This window comes from Calothrix sp. NIES-3974, assembly GCF_002368395.1.
Lineage (GTDB): Bacteria > Cyanobacteriota > Cyanobacteriia > Cyanobacteriales > Nostocaceae > NIES-3974.
Map to the genome: position 1 here is coordinate 5,355,189 of NZ_AP018254.1, position 16,400 is coordinate 5,371,588.

The following is a 16,400-nucleotide window of genomic DNA, read 5'->3' on the forward strand; positions in this document are numbered from 1 at the left end:
GGTGTTAAAACTTGCACAAAAGACAGACTCAATGACCACCTAATTTAACAAATCATTTGGAAAATGCCCTTAAATAGCAGTAAATGGGGAGTGGGGAGTTGGGAGCAGGAATGAGTTTTTAGATGCTTCCTTCCCTAGCTCCCATGCTCCGCGTGGGAGTCCAAGTTTTGAGGCTCCAGCCTCGTGAATAAAGGCGGTAGCCCTCATTTACTGGGTGACTACGCAGAGCATAGTCACCAGATCAAATATGGGGTTTCTGGTTTTCCCTAGCTCCCATGCTCCGCGTGGGAGTCCAAGTTTTGAGGCTCCAGCCTCGTGAATAAAGGCGGTAGCCCTCATTACTGGGTGACTACGCAGAGCATAGTCACCAGATAAAAAAGCACCTAATTCCTGACCTGCATCCCTAGGGGAAAAACTCTGGAAAAATAAATAAAATCCAATTGGTTTTCCATCAACGGGGCGATCGCGATATCATCGGATGGATATTGTCTCATTGTTCTTGGTATCGCCATCACCATGACTGCTGCCTATTCTTCGTCTCAAACGGGTGTAAGTTCTGCCACTTCTTCGATTACTGACCACCGTGCGGTGGATGTAAGTAAACTTAGTCAGATGTATCAGCATTATGTGGAGGTGAAGGAACAATACCCCCATGCGGTGCTGTTTTATCGGGTGGGTGATTTTTTTGAGTGTTATTTTGAGGATGCGGTGACGCTAGCTCAGGAGTTGGAGTTGGTGTTAACTAGTAAACAAGCTGGGGAACAGGGTCGGGTGGCGATGTCGGGGGTTCCCCACCATGCTTGGGAACGTCACGCGACGGAGCTGGTGCAAAAAGGGTTTGCGGTGGTAATTTGCGACCAGGTGGAGGATGCATCGGAGGCTGCGGGTCGGTTGGTGCGTCGGGAGGTGACGCGGATTATTACACCGGGTACCTTATTGGAAGATGGGATGCTCAAAGCCAGTCGCAATAATTACTTGGCGGCGGTGGTAATTACGAATGAGCATTGGGGGTTAGCCTATGCAGATATTTCCACGGGGGAATTTCTCACCTGTCAGGGTAGTAATTTGGAGCATTTAGCCCAGGAGTTGATGCGGTTACAACCAGCAGAGGTGTTGTTTCCCGTGAATGCACCGGATTTAGGAACCCTGTTGCGTCCGGGGGAATCTTCACCCCATTTACCGGAATGTTTACCGAGAAGTTTTTGTTATTGTCTGCGATCGCAAATTCCCTTTTCCCAGGGAGAAGCTCGGAGTCGGTTGTTGGCAAAGTTTCGTCTCAAGTCTTTGGAGGGGTTGGGATGTGCTAATTTACCTTTGGCGGTGCGAGCTGCGGGTGGTTTGTTGGAATACCTGGAGGATACCCAAAAGGAGGGTTCTATCCCCCTGCAACCCTTGAAGACCTATACCCTGACGGATTTTTTAATTGTTGATAATCAAACCCGTCGCAACTTGGAAATTATGCAAACCGTCCGGGATGGAACCTACCACGGTTCCTTGCTTTGGGCTTTAGACCGGACAAATACGGCTATGGGTGGTCGCGCTCTACGACGCTGGTTGCTCCAACCTCTGTTGGATATTAAGGGTATTCGCGCTCGTCAAGATACCATTGCCGAATTAGTTGCCAATACGGGATTAAGACAGGATTTACGCAGCCTCTTGCGACAAATCTACGATTTAGAACGGTTAACGGGACGTGCAGGGTCGGGAACGGCTAATGCACGGGATTTATATGCCCTCGCAGAATCTTTAGGCAAACTACCCGATTTAGCCCAATTGGTGGCTGCTGCTAAATCCCCCTTTCTCAAGGCTTTACAACAGGTTCACCCCGAATTAGAAGCCTTAGGAGCCAAAATTCGCGCTCATATCGTTGAATCTCCCCCCATCCACATCAAAGAAGGGGGAATTATCCGTGAAGGAGTCAACCCGATTTTGGATGAACGTAAATCCTTGGTCAAAGAAGACCAGGAATGGGTTGCTAACCTCGAAGTCACAGAACGCGATCGCACTGGTATTCCCAATTTGAAGGTGGGTTTTAATAAAACCTTTGGTTACTATATCAGTCTCCCCCGCAGCAAAGCTGACCAAGCTCCTGACAACTACATCCGCAAACAAACCCTCACCAACGAAGAACGCTACATTACCCCCGAACTCAAGGAACGGGAAGCTCGTATCCTCAGCGCTCGTGATGATTTAAATAAACTGGAATATGAAATCTTTGTCGAACTCCGGGATGAGGTCGGCCATCATGCCGAAACAATTCGTAATGTATCACGGGCAGTTGCTGCGGCTGATGTGCTGTGTGGATTTGCCGAACTCGCCGTAATGCAGGGTTACTGTCGTCCAGAAATGGTGGATGGACGGGAAATTCACATCGTCGATGGCAGACATCCAGTGGTGGAACAATCCCTCCCAGCCGGATTCTTTGTCCCCAATTCCACATATTTAGGGAGTAATATCGATAACAATGGACAACTGACCCTAGATTTTGCTCCGAACAACGGACACGGCGAGCCCCAGATAAATCCTGACCTGATTATCCTCACCGGTCCCAACGCCAGTGGTAAAAGCTGCTACCTGCGGCAAGTCGGATTAATTCAACTCATGGCCCAAATCGGTAGCTTCGTCCCCGCCACATCAGCAAGATTAGGAATTTGCGATCGCATTTTCACCCGTGTCGGTGCAGTTGATGATTTAGCCACCGGACAATCCACCTTTATGGTGGAAATGAATGAGACTGCAAATATACTTAATCACGCCACTAATAGGTCATTAATTTTACTAGATGAAATTGGTCGGGGAACAGCAACTTTTGACGGACTTTCCATCGCTTGGGCAGTAGCAGAACACCTGGCAATGGAAATCAAAGGGCGGACAATTTTTGCCACCCACTACCACGAATTAAACGAATTAGCCGGAATTATACCCAATGTTGCTAATTACCAAGTCACCGTTAAGGAACTACCCGACCAAATCATCTTTTTACACCAAGTTCAACCCGGAGGTGCGCAAAAATCCTACGGCATCGAAGCGGGAAGACTAGCGGGTTTACCCCCCAGAGTCATCCAACGCGCCAAACAGGTGATGTCACAAATCGAACAACACAGTAAAATCGCCGTCGGGTTACAAAATTTGGAATAGGTTCATAAAAAGACGCAATATATTACGTAAAGAGACGCAATATATTGCGTCTCTACAATTTCAAATTCAAATTATTCAAACTGGTATTACTTGCCAAACTCCTCTTGCAACAACTCATCGTGATTATCAGCAATCGTTGCCACAATGGTAATCAAACGAGAAACATCCCCCGCAGAAATATCCGTTAAAGTCCGTTTTCCTAACACCACCACCTGATTATCAATAATCCCAAATCGAGCTTCCAGGGTGGTTGAACAATTCATGGACAATAGCTTACGCATCAAACCCAACTCATCGCTCACAGGTAACTTTAACACCGTAGACCAAACCGTTAAAGTATCCTCATCCGTAGTTCCAGTCAACTGGACAAAAACTTCCACGGTTCCGTACTTAAACTTCCACAGATAACCACCCCCTTCCGGATGGCTCACCATTGCACTATCATCCTGTTCCAGAGAATCAATCACATTTTCAATGACTTCCACATGATTGATACCGCTATTTTCGATGCCAAATTGCTCTAAATCTGCTTGGTAGCTTGCCATACCAGTATGCTCCTCCATCTAACTAAATACTTACCGTTCCTATCCCCTATAGTTATAGCGCAGTCATTGAATGAGGTAGTTATATTGAACAGAAGATTTGAGAGGTAAAAAACAATCAATGGCAGTTCTATCTCCGCCATCCGTTATTTAGGGATGGGGAATTTTACAAAAAAACTTCCAAAATCATTAATTATTATTGTGAATTATTATTGTAGTGCGGGCATCCTGCCCGCTCATGATACACAAAAACGACCTTAACAATAATTATTTTTCCGAAGTAGAATTATTAGGCGCTCCATTGTGCAAATTACCATTTTGTCGCAGTCTAAAAGCTTCCGCTTGCCGAGCGCGAAAGGCAGAAACCGCATCGGTAATACTTTCCCCTGGTTGGAAGTTTTCGTTGAGATTCCCCAGGGTGGCATTATGTAGAAGTTGGAACATACTAAAGTTATTTTGTTCTACTCCCTGGGAAAAGGGGTCCTTTGGGTTAGGGGATTCGTAATTTTGGAGGTTGATTGATTGTTGTGCAAGGGTTGTCTGGGGTGTAGCAATAATTGCCACACTCAAACCAGCACTCACAAGGGCAATTTTTGTCAATAGAGATGTTGGGGTACGCATTGTTTTTGACTCCTCAAATTTTGATACCTGTTATTTTGATTTTATTGTAGAGACGACCCGACGGTAGAGACGACCCGACGGGTCGTCTCTACATTTCGATCCATATTTTTAGGAAAGGGTACGACGTAGACGGGGTTGAATTACCAATAGGGCAATAAATGCAAATCCAAATAGGACGAGCAAAGCACTACCAAAGGTGACATCTCCCCAAAATGCGTGCATGACGACGCTGTTTAATCCCCAGGTTTGATGGGTATAGAGGTAACGAATGGGTTCAATTGCGTAACTCAAAGGATTGAGGGTCGCAATTACTTGTAACCAGGTTGGCATAAATGTCAGTGGCGCTAAGGCTGTACTGGCAAACAGTAGGGGAAGGTTTGTGACAAATATAACAGCAATTAACTCAATATGTCCGGGTAGGGCAAAAGCTAACCCTAGACTCAAGGCTGTTACACCCAAAGCTAGCAGAAAAACAATTAAGGCGATCGCGCCTAATCCCACTACATCCGGTAAACCCGCACCAAGAAGGGCAGCAGCAGCAACAATTACCGCTGCTTGCAATAGACTCTGACTAATAATAAAAATTGCTGAGGCAAAAACAATCGAAAAACGGGATGCTAGGGGAGCCACTAACAAGCGATTCAAAAAGCCGAATTCCCGGTCAAACATGACTGGTAAACCCGCATTTAATGCTCCCCCAAAGGCGGTAAAAACGATTACCCCCGCACTGAGAAATTGCCCGTAGTTACTTGTTTCTCCGAAGATGCCTTTAGGTGCATTTTGGAACAAAGCTCCAAATAACACTAACCACATCACGGGTTGAACAATACCTGCGAGCAATGTAGAAGGACGACGTTGCAGTTGAATAAATAGACGACGGGTCAGCGCTAAGGTTTCTTGGACAATTTCGCTTACCCAACTGGAGGGAGCATCAGCATAGAGTTGCGGTGATGCAACTTGCTCCCAGTTAATTTCCGGTTTGCTACGAAGGACAGTCATTTTGATTTTGGATTTTGGATTTTGGATTGGGAATTTAGGAGACGGGAGACAGCGAATAATTAGTAATACTAAAATACTCAGATTAAGTAAGTCGGTGAGAAAAACCGTACTAAGTCAAGAAAAGTAGAGCTTCCGTATTTGGCTCGGCAGCGATAATTTTATTTACACCGACTTACTGATTAAATTTCCAGGGTTGCTGATTTGATGTATGAAATTGCTTCGTTGGATATGTAAAACCCCCATAGAGACGCGATATATCGCTTCTCTACATTTTTATTCATATCAGGATTCAGCAACGCCAAATTTCCTCTCCCTCCCTGCTACTTCATACTGGCTTTTTTCTCAGCTTTGATGTCTCTGCTACTGACTGCGGCTAGTTCTGCATCCATCAGGGTGCGTCCGGTAGCTGCGAGGTAGACATCATCTAGGCTGGGACGGGATTGGGCGATACCAAACATGGGTAATCCAGCCGTGTTTAAAGCATTTTGGATGGTGGCGATCGCATTATTTTCATTCGCGACCACTAAATTTAAGGAATTACCTTGAGCATTGTTAATAATTACTTCTTTGACAAAAGGTAATTTTTCGAGTAGTTCTTTTGCCTGTGCGGCTTCCGAGTCGGGTGAGAATTCCCGAATCCGCAAAGTAATGCGATCGCCTCCCACCTGATCTTTGAGTTGGGAGGGGGTTCCCTGGGCAATCACTACTCCTCGGTCGATAATGGCAACCCGATCCGCTAATGCGTCTATTTCTTCTAAATAGTGGCTAGTAATAACGACGGTGGTTCCAGCTTCGCGCAATTTACGTAAAAATTCCCAGACAATAAATCTACTTTCAATATCTAAGCCCACCGTAGGTTCGTCTAAAACTAACACATCGGGTGCGTGTAATAATCCGGCTGCTAAATCTAGGCGTTTCCGTAAACCTCCGGAATAGGTTCCGGTTTTTTGGTCTGCGTACTCCTGTAAATCCAGTAAATCTAAAACTGTATTAATCCGTTCCTTAGTCACGGATGCAGGTAAATGATACAAAGCTGCTTGTAGTTGCAGCAATTCACGACCTGTCAAAATTTTATCTAGGGCCACCTCCTGGGCTACGTAACCCAAGCGTTTACGAGCTGCACGGGGGTTTTCTAGCACCGAAACGCCGGAAACCTCTATTTTTCCAGCATCAGGGGTAGTCAGTGTACACAACGCTCGCAGGGTGGTTGTTTTTCCCGCACCGTTTGGACCAAGTAAACCAAAAATTTCCCCTGGTTCCACTTGAAACGAAACGTCTTTTACGGCTTCAACCGCCCCATAGCGCTTTTTTAGATTCTGGATCGAAACTGCGGGAGCCATTGATCAGATTCCTAACTATACAAATCTCAACACTTTTAATCCTATCTTAGCGATGATACTGCGATTGGAGTTGCCTGATTTCATCAATCTCTAAATCCGATACAATAATCATAATCCCGGATTTCTCATAAATTCCTCAAACTTTCAGCCAGTCGGGAGTGGGGAGTAGAGACGACCCACTGGGTTGTCTCCAGGGGAGTAGGAAGTGCAAATAAACTATTTTCTTGTTTGTGTTCAAGCAAAATGGGGGACTCCCTTGTGAGAAATGCAGGATAATCAGCAGCTTTCGACCTCAAGCGGGTTTGTGAAGGGAGGATTTTGATGAAAGTAGCCATTACTGGTGCAACTGGCTTTGTGGGCAGCAATTTAGTAAAACGTTTATGTGAGCAGGGAACCCAAGTATTTGTATTAACTCGCAATGCTGTCAAGGCAGAAAAGGTTTTTCCCGCTTCTGCATTCCCGAATGTGGAAATTGTTGCTGCTCCATCCGCGAATCAGGCTGAATGGGGAAGGGTTTTGAGTCAATGTGATGGGGTGGTAAACTTGGCTGGGGAACCGATTGGGGAAGGTCGTTGGACTCCAACTCGTAAGCAGGAAATTCTTAATAGTCGCAAACTGACAACGGCAAACTTAGTGAGTGCGATCGCCCAAGCAAATCCGAAACCACAAGTCCTGGTAAATGCGTCGGCTATCGGTTTTTACGGTACCAGTGAAACTGCCACTTTTGACGAAACTAGTGCAAGTGGTAATGATTTTTTGGCGGAGGTTTGTCGAGCTTGGGAAGCAGAAGCCGAAAAGGTGAAGGATGCTGGGGTCAGGTTGGTGATTCTCCGTCTGGGAATCGTCCTAGGGGATGGAGGTGCTTTAGCAAAAATGGTGACTCCCTTTAAGTTATTTGCTGGTGGTCCCATCGGTAGTGGGAAACAGTGGTTTTCTTGGATTCACATTGATGATGTGGTCAGTTTAATTATCCAAGCCCTCAATGACAATAACATGGCAGGAGTATATAATGCCACCGCTCCCCAACCTGTACGGATGCATGAATTATGTCAAAATCTGGGTAAAGTACTTCATCGCCCCTCCTGGCTTCCCGTTCCCTCTTTAGCTATTGAAGCCCTCCTAGGTGATGGGGCGGTAGTGGTGTTAGAAGGGCAACAGGTCTTACCGAAACGTACCCAGGAATCCGGGTTTAATTTCAAGTTTGAAAATATTCAACCAGCCCTAAAGGATATTTTGGGATAATTAATTATTCTCCGGTATCCTTTCTTCTGCATTTCCCATCGGAGTAGAGATGACCTGACGGTTTGTTTCCGCTTTCTGAGCAAATTTCCGATTTAACCAACTTAATCCACCGGAAACCAGCGCACCAGCCATCAAAATGCCGATAGCTGGGTTAAATACAGGTTGCCAAAGTTGATGCCATAAATCAAAGCCGAGATTTATCCCTGAAGCTTTGCCGATAGCTGCGATCGCAAACCAAGCAAACCCCAAAAATACCAGAAAAACATCGGCTACTAAAATCAAGTTTAGGAGGTTTAAAAATTTTTCTTTCATAATACAGGAGACAGAATACAGGAGACAAGATACAGGAGCCGGGTCGAGATAGAATTTGACTCTCCCCTAGCTAAAGCCGAGGGGATTCTAAAAGGACGCAACAACGACAGTTTTAGTTGTTTTTTGTAACGTTTTCCTTTCCAATTTCAGAAGATTAATCCTTCTTGGCTGGGTCAATGCAGCCCTAGACACTCCGGTAAAACCATTGTGTTTACTTTTTCTACCAATATTCAGCGCGCCATTCAAATCACTATTAACCAAATGTCCATCTTTTGTCCTATACAATCCGCGTTTAATCCGTTTACCAGAAAACTCATATTCTTTAGGATTGTCGGCATTGTAAACAGGTATCTCATCACCATCAATCGCATTTGCTTTGCTGGTGTAAGACTCTTCCTGTTCAATGTAATTCAAGCCGTATCTTTCACACATTGCCTTCAACTTAGAGCGCAAACTGTGAAAAGGTATTTGGACAAATTCCCTACTCCCTACCCTCACGCTTCAGACTTTGTACGCAGACCCTTATTATTTTTTAGTCTGATGAATCATTCCCTTTTCCCTTCCACACCCCCACTCCCGATTTTCATTAAGATTCAAATAACCAAGCTTTAATTTTGGCCAAACTTTTCCAATCCGGTCTGCGGGTTAAACCATCCTCGATACTGCTTTTAATTTCCTCCAACCATTCTTCGTTGACGAAAATTAATTGTTGAGCAAAATCGACGTGTTCCCGTACACCTTTTTGATTGGTATCCAGTAAAGCCGCAGCTAGGTTAATGCGAGCTTGGGGGTCTTGAGGATTTAGTTTAACAGCTTTTTGAGCCGCCTTCACAGCGAGATTACTCTTATTTTCCAGCATGTACAACCAAGCCAAACAAGTCCACGCAGCACTACTTTTAGGAGCGCGATCGCAAATTTCTTTAAATACAGGAATTAGTTCAGCAATTGGTTCTCCAGCTTTATAACGTTCTAACCCTGAGTCAAATAGAGCTTCTACAGTTTCGGTCATGGAATTTTCAGTTTTCAGATTTTGGATTGCATGTTCATCTTTTGATAAATCTTAAACTAACAATCCAAAATCTCAAATCCCACCAAAATTTATGGGGGAATCTTAATTAAACTCCGAAGGATTTACCACAACCACAGGTTTGATTGGCATTGGGGTTAGTAAATTGGAAACCACCACCAATCATGGCATCGCTATAATCTAGGAGTAACCCATAAAGATACAACAAACTTTTGGGGTCACAAACAATCTGGAAGCCATCGTAATCAAACACTTCGTCTTGAGGTTGAATCTGACTGGGGTCTTGGAAATCCATTGTATAGGACATCCCGGAACATCCTCCTTGTCGTACTCCTACCCGTAAACACAAGTCTTTCCCTTGTTTTTCCCGCAATAATTTCACCTGCTGCAATGCAGATTCGGTCAGTTGGATGCCTTTTTGTGGTGACTGTGTTGCTTGTGTCATTGACTTTTTAGCTCCTTAAATTGGGTATAACTCGTTTTCTTCTGTTCGAGGTGCTTCCAGACAACGCTGGGGATTTGATAATTTGTTTAGATTTTTGTATCTATTCTAGCGAGATTGCTGTTCCAGGATGGCAAATTAGAAATAGCCACCCCCATCTCCTTTCTCCTGTATTCTCTAAAATTCCCAAAATAATCGATAGTTTTGATTTTAGTTAGAGATTTACAGATACACTGGTTTTTCTAGGGATTTTGACCCCAGTCACAGGCGATCGCGAAAGCCAACTCGCTTGTTTTCCCTAGAGTGTACGCTTACATATACAATTACAGATTATTTCCTTCCCCACGACCAATACCAGAAATTGACCACTGCTTGTTTTGATAAATAATGTAGTTTTATGACAAGTTTTAATCGCTCTACCAGTCGTCGGCTGCAAAAATTGGCCCAAGTTCCTTCCATCTGGGAGGGCGATCGCCGTCCATTGTCATCCCACCCTTCTACCCCAGAGGAAGGTCAAGGGGAATGTATTCTCTGGGTGGACGCTTCCCAAGGCATTGTTCGAGGAATGGATGTTGTTGCACCCGATACCGGACCAGAAGCCATTGTCCGCACTTTGATGCGAGCAATGGAAAATCCCCACAGTCCAGCTAAACCCGCTCGTCCGCAACGCATTGTTGTTTGCGATCGCGAAATCCAGTTTTATCTCCGGGGTGTCCTCCAAGATTTGGATATCGCCATTGATTATGCTCCCGAATTACCCCTGATCGATGAACTGTTCCGAGGTTTTGCCGAAATTATCGATAATCAAGTTCCCGAACTCCCCCCCCTATATGCGCAACATCTTTACCAAAAAGCCCATGATATCTGGGAAACCGCTCCCTGGGAAGTTCTGGAAGAGCAACAAATTCTCTCCATCGAAATTAATCGCTGGGATATCGGTACTCTCTACGTTTCTGTAATGGGAATGCTGGGGATGGAGTATGGAGTTTTACTTTACCGCTCCGTCGAATCCCTGAAGACTTTCCGCGCTAATGTCCTCAGAAATGATGAGATTGACCACAACCTAGAGGAAGCTTTCCTCAAACAAGATTGCCTATTCCTGACCTTTGAGGGTGATAGGGATGAGGAGGAGGAAGATTTTGACGAATTCCCCGACTTCGATGATAATTCGGACGGGGAACTAGAAGCCAGTTTTGGCAATATCCATCCTCTGGAGGGTTTACGTTCAGTTATTTACGATGAAGAAGCCCTAGTGGTTTATGTGGCTTTGGAAAGTATCTGTCGGTTTTTACATGATTACCGTCGCCAATTATACGAAGAAGATTTTCCTGCCATTCAACGCCGCTATCGTATTCATCTACCAGAAACTACCGATAATAGCAACAATTTACCTAAATCAATTCAAGTTAATGTTGCCACAATGCCAGATTTAGCCCAGGAATTGCTAGAAATGGCAGATTCATTCCTCGATGATCAAGAGGATGGGGAGGAAATGTTTAACAGTTCCCTGTTTCGTTCCCTCCGTGATGATTTAATTCCCAAGGACTCTTTTTTGAGTCTGGGTGTCGTATCCTGGGATATGTTGAAATATTTGCGGACTGAGGTAAAATCCCAACATCTGGCAACAATTAATCAACGGGGTGACGGATTACCTGTAGTGTTAATTCAAACCTCCCGACCCAAAGCAAAACAAATCATCGAAAAAATTGAACAAGCTGGAGGACTCAAAGCCATCTGTTTTAATCCCGGTGCTGACCCCTTTGGAGGTGAACACTACGATTTAGGTCTATTACAAACCCACAATGGCGATTTATTCCTATTTGGTGAATTTGATGATGATGATCCCACCCACGTGGAAGCTCGTCGCAACTGGAATAAACGCTGCAAACACACCCAAGGCTATTGTGGATTAATTATCGCCAAAGGATTAACCGGTGCATCCGGTGGAAAACCGCAATTACGGGATATGATGGCATTATTTGAAGCGCGATCGCTCTCTCCTCAGGAACTGGGTATCGGTACTCTCCAGCTAATGCCACAGGTTGATTTTGAGTAAGTAAGTCGGTGAGAAAAAACTCTCTGTTTGCGGGATTTTTCTGATATCTCCTGTTTAGCAGTATAAAAAGAATAATATTACCGACAGAAAAAATCAGTAGATTCAACAAACACCAGAATATTTACTGGTGTTATTATTTGATTCTGACTACAAAACATTACTTAATCAAACCCGTATATACTTCCACAGCAATATGTTTCCCTTTTGCTTTGTTAACAGTTAACAGTTAACGCTTAACTACTCGTTAATTGTTGTCAAAGTATAGTTGCTTACCCATATCGAGTTAGTCTAAACCTAGTACCTTACCGATAAATACGTAAATAATTATATTCAGAGTAATAAATTACTCCTGTCTAGCTCCAGATTAGGTAATTCCCCACTAGAAACTTCTGCCATTCAGGCAAAATTTTTCCAAGTATTCGGATTATTATTGGATTTTGCACAAATAGCCGAGGAGTTAAGAGCAAACTTATCTCCGGTTGGGAACATCATTTACAATCCTTTACACCATGACCTTTCCCTGTACCGACTTATTTGAAAATAGCGAGTAGCCTACATTCTGCTGACTACACTGCAACCAATCAATGAAATTGGTTCTTTCCTTACTACCTACTTCCTACTCCCTACCCACCCTATTTACCAGAGAGGTTCCGAGATAATTATCCCTATATTTATGAATTGTTTACATAGTATTCATCAAAAAATAGCGGAATAATTACACCCAATCTAGTTAAAGATTGGTTGAAGAATCAGAGATTAAAAAACAAAAGATATACAATAAGAACATCCGTTTATGGAGATGATCCCAGCAAAATTAAATCAAAATGATACAGAACCATAGATGAGGGTGAAAAGAGTGGTGAGAAGATAATGAATGTAAATAATGTAAATATAGACAATCAAACTAAATTAGAGTCACTCGCTTGGGAATGGGCCAAGAAATATCTACAAAATCTTGGTAAAGATGACCCGGAAAATACTGGTGACTATACTCAAAATCTCCAATACATAGTTTCCCAAGCTGGACGGGAACAAACTGCTCAAAAAATCATGAAAGAACTACGTTCCAGCAGTTTACAAGCTTGGCATCAAGTCGAAGCCTTATTATCACCAGAAATCAGTCGTCACCAAATCGATACTATCTACATTGATCCTTGGCAAATTAGTGGCGATGCTTACTCCATATATGAAAAAACCTTAGAAGTATATATCCAACAAGCACCATTACGACAACTGACCACTATTATTCAACTTGCCAAAGTCGGAGAACCACTTCACCAAAAGGTAATGGATATTTATAGGGAACAAGTTGCACCCAGTCAGTTAGCAACAAAAATTGGTGTTAGTGTCGGTGCATTACGTCGCAAATATACTCAAAATGACCCCCGCGTCATTGGGTTTGTGAGTATGCAATTTCATTATACAAGTAAAATCTTACTACAAAAATTGTCACCGTTAGAGGGTTCGATTCTGAGTGCCTATTTTAAAGCCATTGACGACCACCTTTATATGCCCTTGCAACGTGTATATGAAGCTGCTGCTAAGTATGATTTTAATTCCCACCCTTTAACTGTAGTCAAACAATTATTACCCCATAGTACTCGCATCGCCAAAAATATTAGCCAGCGCATTATTGAACTTTATCCACATTATCGTTCACGTAATGGTTTATTAAGTAGTACCGAAATACAAGTATCTAGCATTCGTGATGTGGAAATGTTCCAAGTTTATTTATGGTTATCGGTTCTCGAACAGAATGTATCCGCCATCCAGCAAGAACTTTTCCCTCTTTGTATCATGCTTTATCCCACTTTAAATGTGCAGTGGGAACTAATTCGTCAAATGCTCCATTTACTAATCAAGGAAATTAATTATTATCTCAATCCTCAACAGATGGAAATAGTTATGCCTTACTATCATTTTTTATGGGCTTTATTTTCACCCAATGTTTTTGAAAAGATAGAGTTTAATTCAAATATTAGTCAATTAACCAATATTGATTTTCGAGAATATTCATCAATTTAGTCAAAAATTTAAACTATCTTATTCATTTAATTATTGATTTTACAATTTAATTATTTTATGGGTAAATAATTAAAAGTGTGCAGTTTTTTTCCTGTCACAAATCAAAGTATTTTCGGATATTTATTCTATTTAATAATAACTATATATCGATGGATAATATCAGCTTAATAGAGGCTTTCGTGATTGATTAATCATGTAGATATACGATATTTTGCTCCCACAAACATTACGAGGATATCGAAATAAATTAGATACACACAAAAATGACTAATAAAAAATGGGCGGTTAAGAGAATAACAGTAAATTTAGCAGCACAGGAGGCGGAAAAACTGGAACTGTATTGTCAACAAACAGGTAGACCCGCGACGGATGTAATTCGTGAATTAATTCGGGGATTACCAATAGTTGAAGACAGTGGAAAGATAAGCTAGGAAGAAATAACTGGATATCTTGTTGTCAGAGGACAATTTCCCTTGATGGGTGATTATAGAAAAGCTTGATTAGAAGGCGCTATACCCGCAGGGTTTCTTAGACTAGCGCCACTACGTGCCTTTCTTTACCCATCAAAATTCCCGTGGTGGAGTAGTAGTACAACATAGTGGAAATAAGACCATAACTTGAAAGAGCTAAAAATGTTCAAAAGTAGGTTTTCTTTCTTTGACATTTTGACATTTTTACTTTTGCCTTGAGGTACTAATTGTTTTCAGGAGATGACGAGAAAGCGGCTTTGATGGTCTAGAATGGAAATGTTAGGATTGGGCGTGAGTTTGTCTGGACAAAAAAATAACTGCTCCCATGCTCCCGTAGAAATGTCAAGTGAATGTCTGGCTTTGTCTAAAACTTTTGTATAGCAGGCAGCATATATACTATGTCAGAGTGGTTAGAACATACGGTTCAGATAGAAGTGGAAGTACCAATAGATTTGGTGTGGGGTTTATGGTCAGATTTAGAACAGATGCCACGCTGGATGAAATGGATTGAATCGGTGAAAATTCCACCCGAACAGCCAGACATTTCGATTTGGAAATTGGCTAGCGGTGGCTTTGAATTTTCTTGGCGATCGCGCATCCTCAAACAAATACCCAATCAGATTATTGAGTGGGAATCGGTGGATGGATTACCCAATCGTGGTGCTATCCGCTTTTATGACCGCAAAACCAGTAGTATTGTGAAAATGACAGTAGCCTATGGGGTTCCGGGAATTCTCGCAATTATGGATAACCTATTTTTAGGAAGGATTGTGGAATCAACGTTGATGGCTGATTTAGAACGGTTTCGTGTTTACGCTCTAAATGCCAAAAATCAAGCTTAGTTAACTTTTGCTACTTTATGATTGACGGCACATAGGTAAACAGGTTTGATATTTTTCATCAGGGAATATCAACTGGATGGTATTATGTGGCGTTACCTACGGATTTGTATTTGCTCTTGCCTTTGCCTTGTCTTCCTATTATTGGGATTTTCCCTACCGGGTGCAGTTGCCAAAAATACCACCCCTCCAGCGATTGAGAAGTATTTACAGACTGGTCAACTAGCAGCAGGGGAAGCAGCAATGTTAGCCCAGTTGCAAAAGCACCCCCAGGACGACCAAGCGAGGTTTAGTTTGGGTATGGTGCAGTTAGCAAAAGCCGTGGAAAGGGTAATGCAATCTCTGTATCGTTATGGGGTGCGTTCCAATGCCTTAACGGGTTTTTTACCCATATTACGACTACCAACACCAACTAATCCCAATCCCCAAATGATTACCTATGAAAATACACGACAGATTTTACAGGGGTTCATTGATGATTTAGGGAAAGTGGAAGCGACCCTAGCACCGATGCAGGACAAAAATGTCAAATTACCTTTACGTTTTGGTCTGATTCGTTTGGATATCAATGGTGATGGTAAGGTGGAAGAAAGTGAATCCCTGTGGAAAATTTTTGCCACCATTAACCGAATTAATATCACCCCAACTCAAGCCAGTCAATTTGCGATCGCCTTTGATGCTGGGGATGCGGTATGGTTGAGGGGGTATTGTCATTTGTTGTCGGCAATTGGTGAATTTGGATTAGCCCACGATGGTAGGGAGTTTTTTAATTCCTTAGCCCATGTTTTATTCACTAAACCCGACACACCCTATAAATTCCTAGTTAATGCACCTACAAGTACCAATTCCTTTGGAGGGATTGAATTTGTCGATATTATCGCCTTTTTCCACCTACTACGCTTCCCTCTCCAAGAACCAACAAGGATGACCAAAGCCCTGCAACATTTACAAACAACCACCAAATTAAGCCGTCAATCCTGGCAATTAATTATGGCAGAAACAGATAATGACCGGGAGTGGTTGCCAAATCCGAAACAAACAGGTGTCATTCCCAATGTTCGTGTCACCTCACAGATGGTAAAAACTTGGTTAGCCTTTTTGGATGAAACTGATAGTATTCTCACAGGAAAAGTTTTAATTCCCTTTTGGCGAATTCGAGAAGTTAGGGGTGTAAATATTAACAAAGCATTTACCCAACCAGGAACTCTGGATGTGATTGCTTGGTTACAGGGAACAGGTGCAGCACCCTATTTACAAGTAGGAAAAATGACAAATACCAGATTTTGGCAACAGTTGCAGGAAACCTTTGGTGGTCAGTTTTTTGGGTTTGCTGTCTGGTTTAATTGA

15 protein-coding genes are annotated in these 16,400 nt (G+C 42.9%); 7 read left to right on the forward strand and 8 right to left on the reverse strand.

Annotation, left to right across the window (positions count from 1 at the left end):
- The first annotated feature begins 516 nt into the window (after nucleotides 1–516).
- Nucleotides 517–3,138, forward strand: coding sequence for a DNA mismatch repair protein MutS (gene mutS, locus CDC37_RS21290; protein WP_096624897.1), 2,622 nt, complete (start codon nucleotides 517–519; stop codon nucleotides 3,136–3,138).
- An 86-nt stretch (nucleotides 3,139–3,224) separates the two neighbouring features.
- Here mutS and CDC37_RS21295 read toward each other — a convergent pair whose 3' ends face one another.
- The 4 genes from CDC37_RS21295 to CDC37_RS21310 all read right to left on the reverse strand — a co-directional run bounded on the left by CDC37_RS21295 (nucleotide 3,225) and on the right by CDC37_RS21310 (nucleotide 6,640).
- A complete protein-coding gene (locus tag CDC37_RS21295) occupies nucleotides 3,225–3,683 on the reverse strand; it encodes a YbjN domain-containing protein (RefSeq protein ID WP_096624899.1) in 459 nt (152 codons plus the stop codon).
- A gap of 264 nt (nucleotides 3,684–3,947) precedes the next feature.
- Nucleotides 3,948–4,301, reverse strand: coding sequence for a hypothetical protein (locus CDC37_RS21300; protein ID WP_096624901.1), 354 nt, complete (start codon nucleotides 4,299–4,301; stop codon nucleotides 3,948–3,950).
- Nucleotides 4,302–4,409: 108 nt separating this feature from the next.
- Entirely contained in the window at nucleotides 4,410–5,300 is an 891-nt protein-coding gene (locus CDC37_RS21305) for an ABC transporter permease (protein WP_442861052.1), read from the reverse strand.
- A gap of 320 nt (nucleotides 5,301–5,620) precedes the next feature.
- On the reverse strand, nucleotides 5,621–6,640 hold the full coding sequence (locus tag CDC37_RS21310) for an ABC transporter ATP-binding protein (RefSeq protein ID WP_096624905.1): 1,020 nt from the start codon (nucleotides 6,638–6,640) through the stop codon (nucleotides 5,621–5,623).
- A 321-nt stretch (nucleotides 6,641–6,961) separates the two neighbouring features.
- On the opposite strand from CDC37_RS21310, the gene thyD reads away from it, so the two are divergent.
- On the forward strand, nucleotides 6,962–7,882 hold the full coding sequence (thyD, locus tag CDC37_RS21320; protein ID WP_096624909.1) for a thylakoid membrane protein ThyD: 921 nt from the start codon (nucleotides 6,962–6,964) through the stop codon (nucleotides 7,880–7,882).
- Here thyD and CDC37_RS21325 read toward each other — a convergent pair whose 3' ends face one another.
- From CDC37_RS21325 to CDC37_RS21340, 4 genes are all read right to left on the reverse strand, one after another.
- On the reverse strand, nucleotides 7,883–8,194 hold the full coding sequence (locus CDC37_RS21325; protein ID WP_096624911.1) for a hypothetical protein: 312 nt from the start codon (nucleotides 8,192–8,194) through the stop codon (nucleotides 7,883–7,885).
- Nucleotides 8,195–8,281: 87 nt separating this feature from the next.
- Complete coding sequence (locus CDC37_RS21330) at nucleotides 8,282–8,692, reverse strand: transposase (RefSeq protein ID WP_255408862.1); 411 nt, start codon at nucleotides 8,690–8,692, stop codon at nucleotides 8,282–8,284.
- Between the two features lie 88 nt (nucleotides 8,693–8,780).
- Complete coding sequence (locus CDC37_RS21335; protein ID WP_096624913.1) at nucleotides 8,781–9,203, reverse strand: hypothetical protein; 423 nt, start codon at nucleotides 9,201–9,203, stop codon at nucleotides 8,781–8,783.
- Between the two features lie 106 nt (nucleotides 9,204–9,309).
- On the reverse strand, nucleotides 9,310–9,666 hold the full coding sequence (locus CDC37_RS21340) for an iron-sulfur cluster assembly accessory protein (protein WP_096624915.1): 357 nt from the start codon (nucleotides 9,664–9,666) through the stop codon (nucleotides 9,310–9,312).
- Nucleotides 9,667–10,060: 394 nt separating this feature from the next.
- Between CDC37_RS21340 and CDC37_RS21345 the strand changes: the two genes are divergently transcribed.
- From CDC37_RS21345 to CDC37_RS21365, 5 genes are all read left to right on the forward strand, one after another.
- A complete protein-coding gene (locus CDC37_RS21345; RefSeq protein ID WP_096624917.1) occupies nucleotides 10,061–11,719 on the forward strand; it encodes a DUF6930 domain-containing protein in 1,659 nt (552 codons plus the stop codon).
- Between the two features lie 870 nt (nucleotides 11,720–12,589).
- Nucleotides 12,590–13,744, forward strand: a complete 1,155-nt coding sequence (locus tag CDC37_RS21350) for a hypothetical protein (protein ID WP_231943142.1) — start codon at nucleotides 12,590–12,592, stop codon at nucleotides 13,742–13,744.
- A 263-nt stretch (nucleotides 13,745–14,007) separates the two neighbouring features.
- Nucleotides 14,008–14,175 carry a CopG family transcriptional regulator gene (locus tag CDC37_RS21355; protein WP_096624919.1) on the forward strand — a complete coding sequence of 56 codons (168 nt, stop codon included), beginning with the start codon at nucleotides 14,008–14,010 and terminating at the stop codon, nucleotides 14,173–14,175.
- A gap of 437 nt (nucleotides 14,176–14,612) precedes the next feature.
- Entirely contained in the window at nucleotides 14,613–15,056 is a 444-nt protein-coding gene (locus tag CDC37_RS21360) for an SRPBCC family protein (protein WP_096624921.1), read from the forward strand.
- A gap of 45 nt (nucleotides 15,057–15,101) precedes the next feature.
- Nucleotides 15,102–16,400 carry a hypothetical protein gene (locus CDC37_RS21365; protein ID WP_231943143.1) on the forward strand — a complete coding sequence of 433 codons (1,299 nt, stop codon included), beginning with the start codon at nucleotides 15,102–15,104 and terminating at the stop codon, nucleotides 16,398–16,400.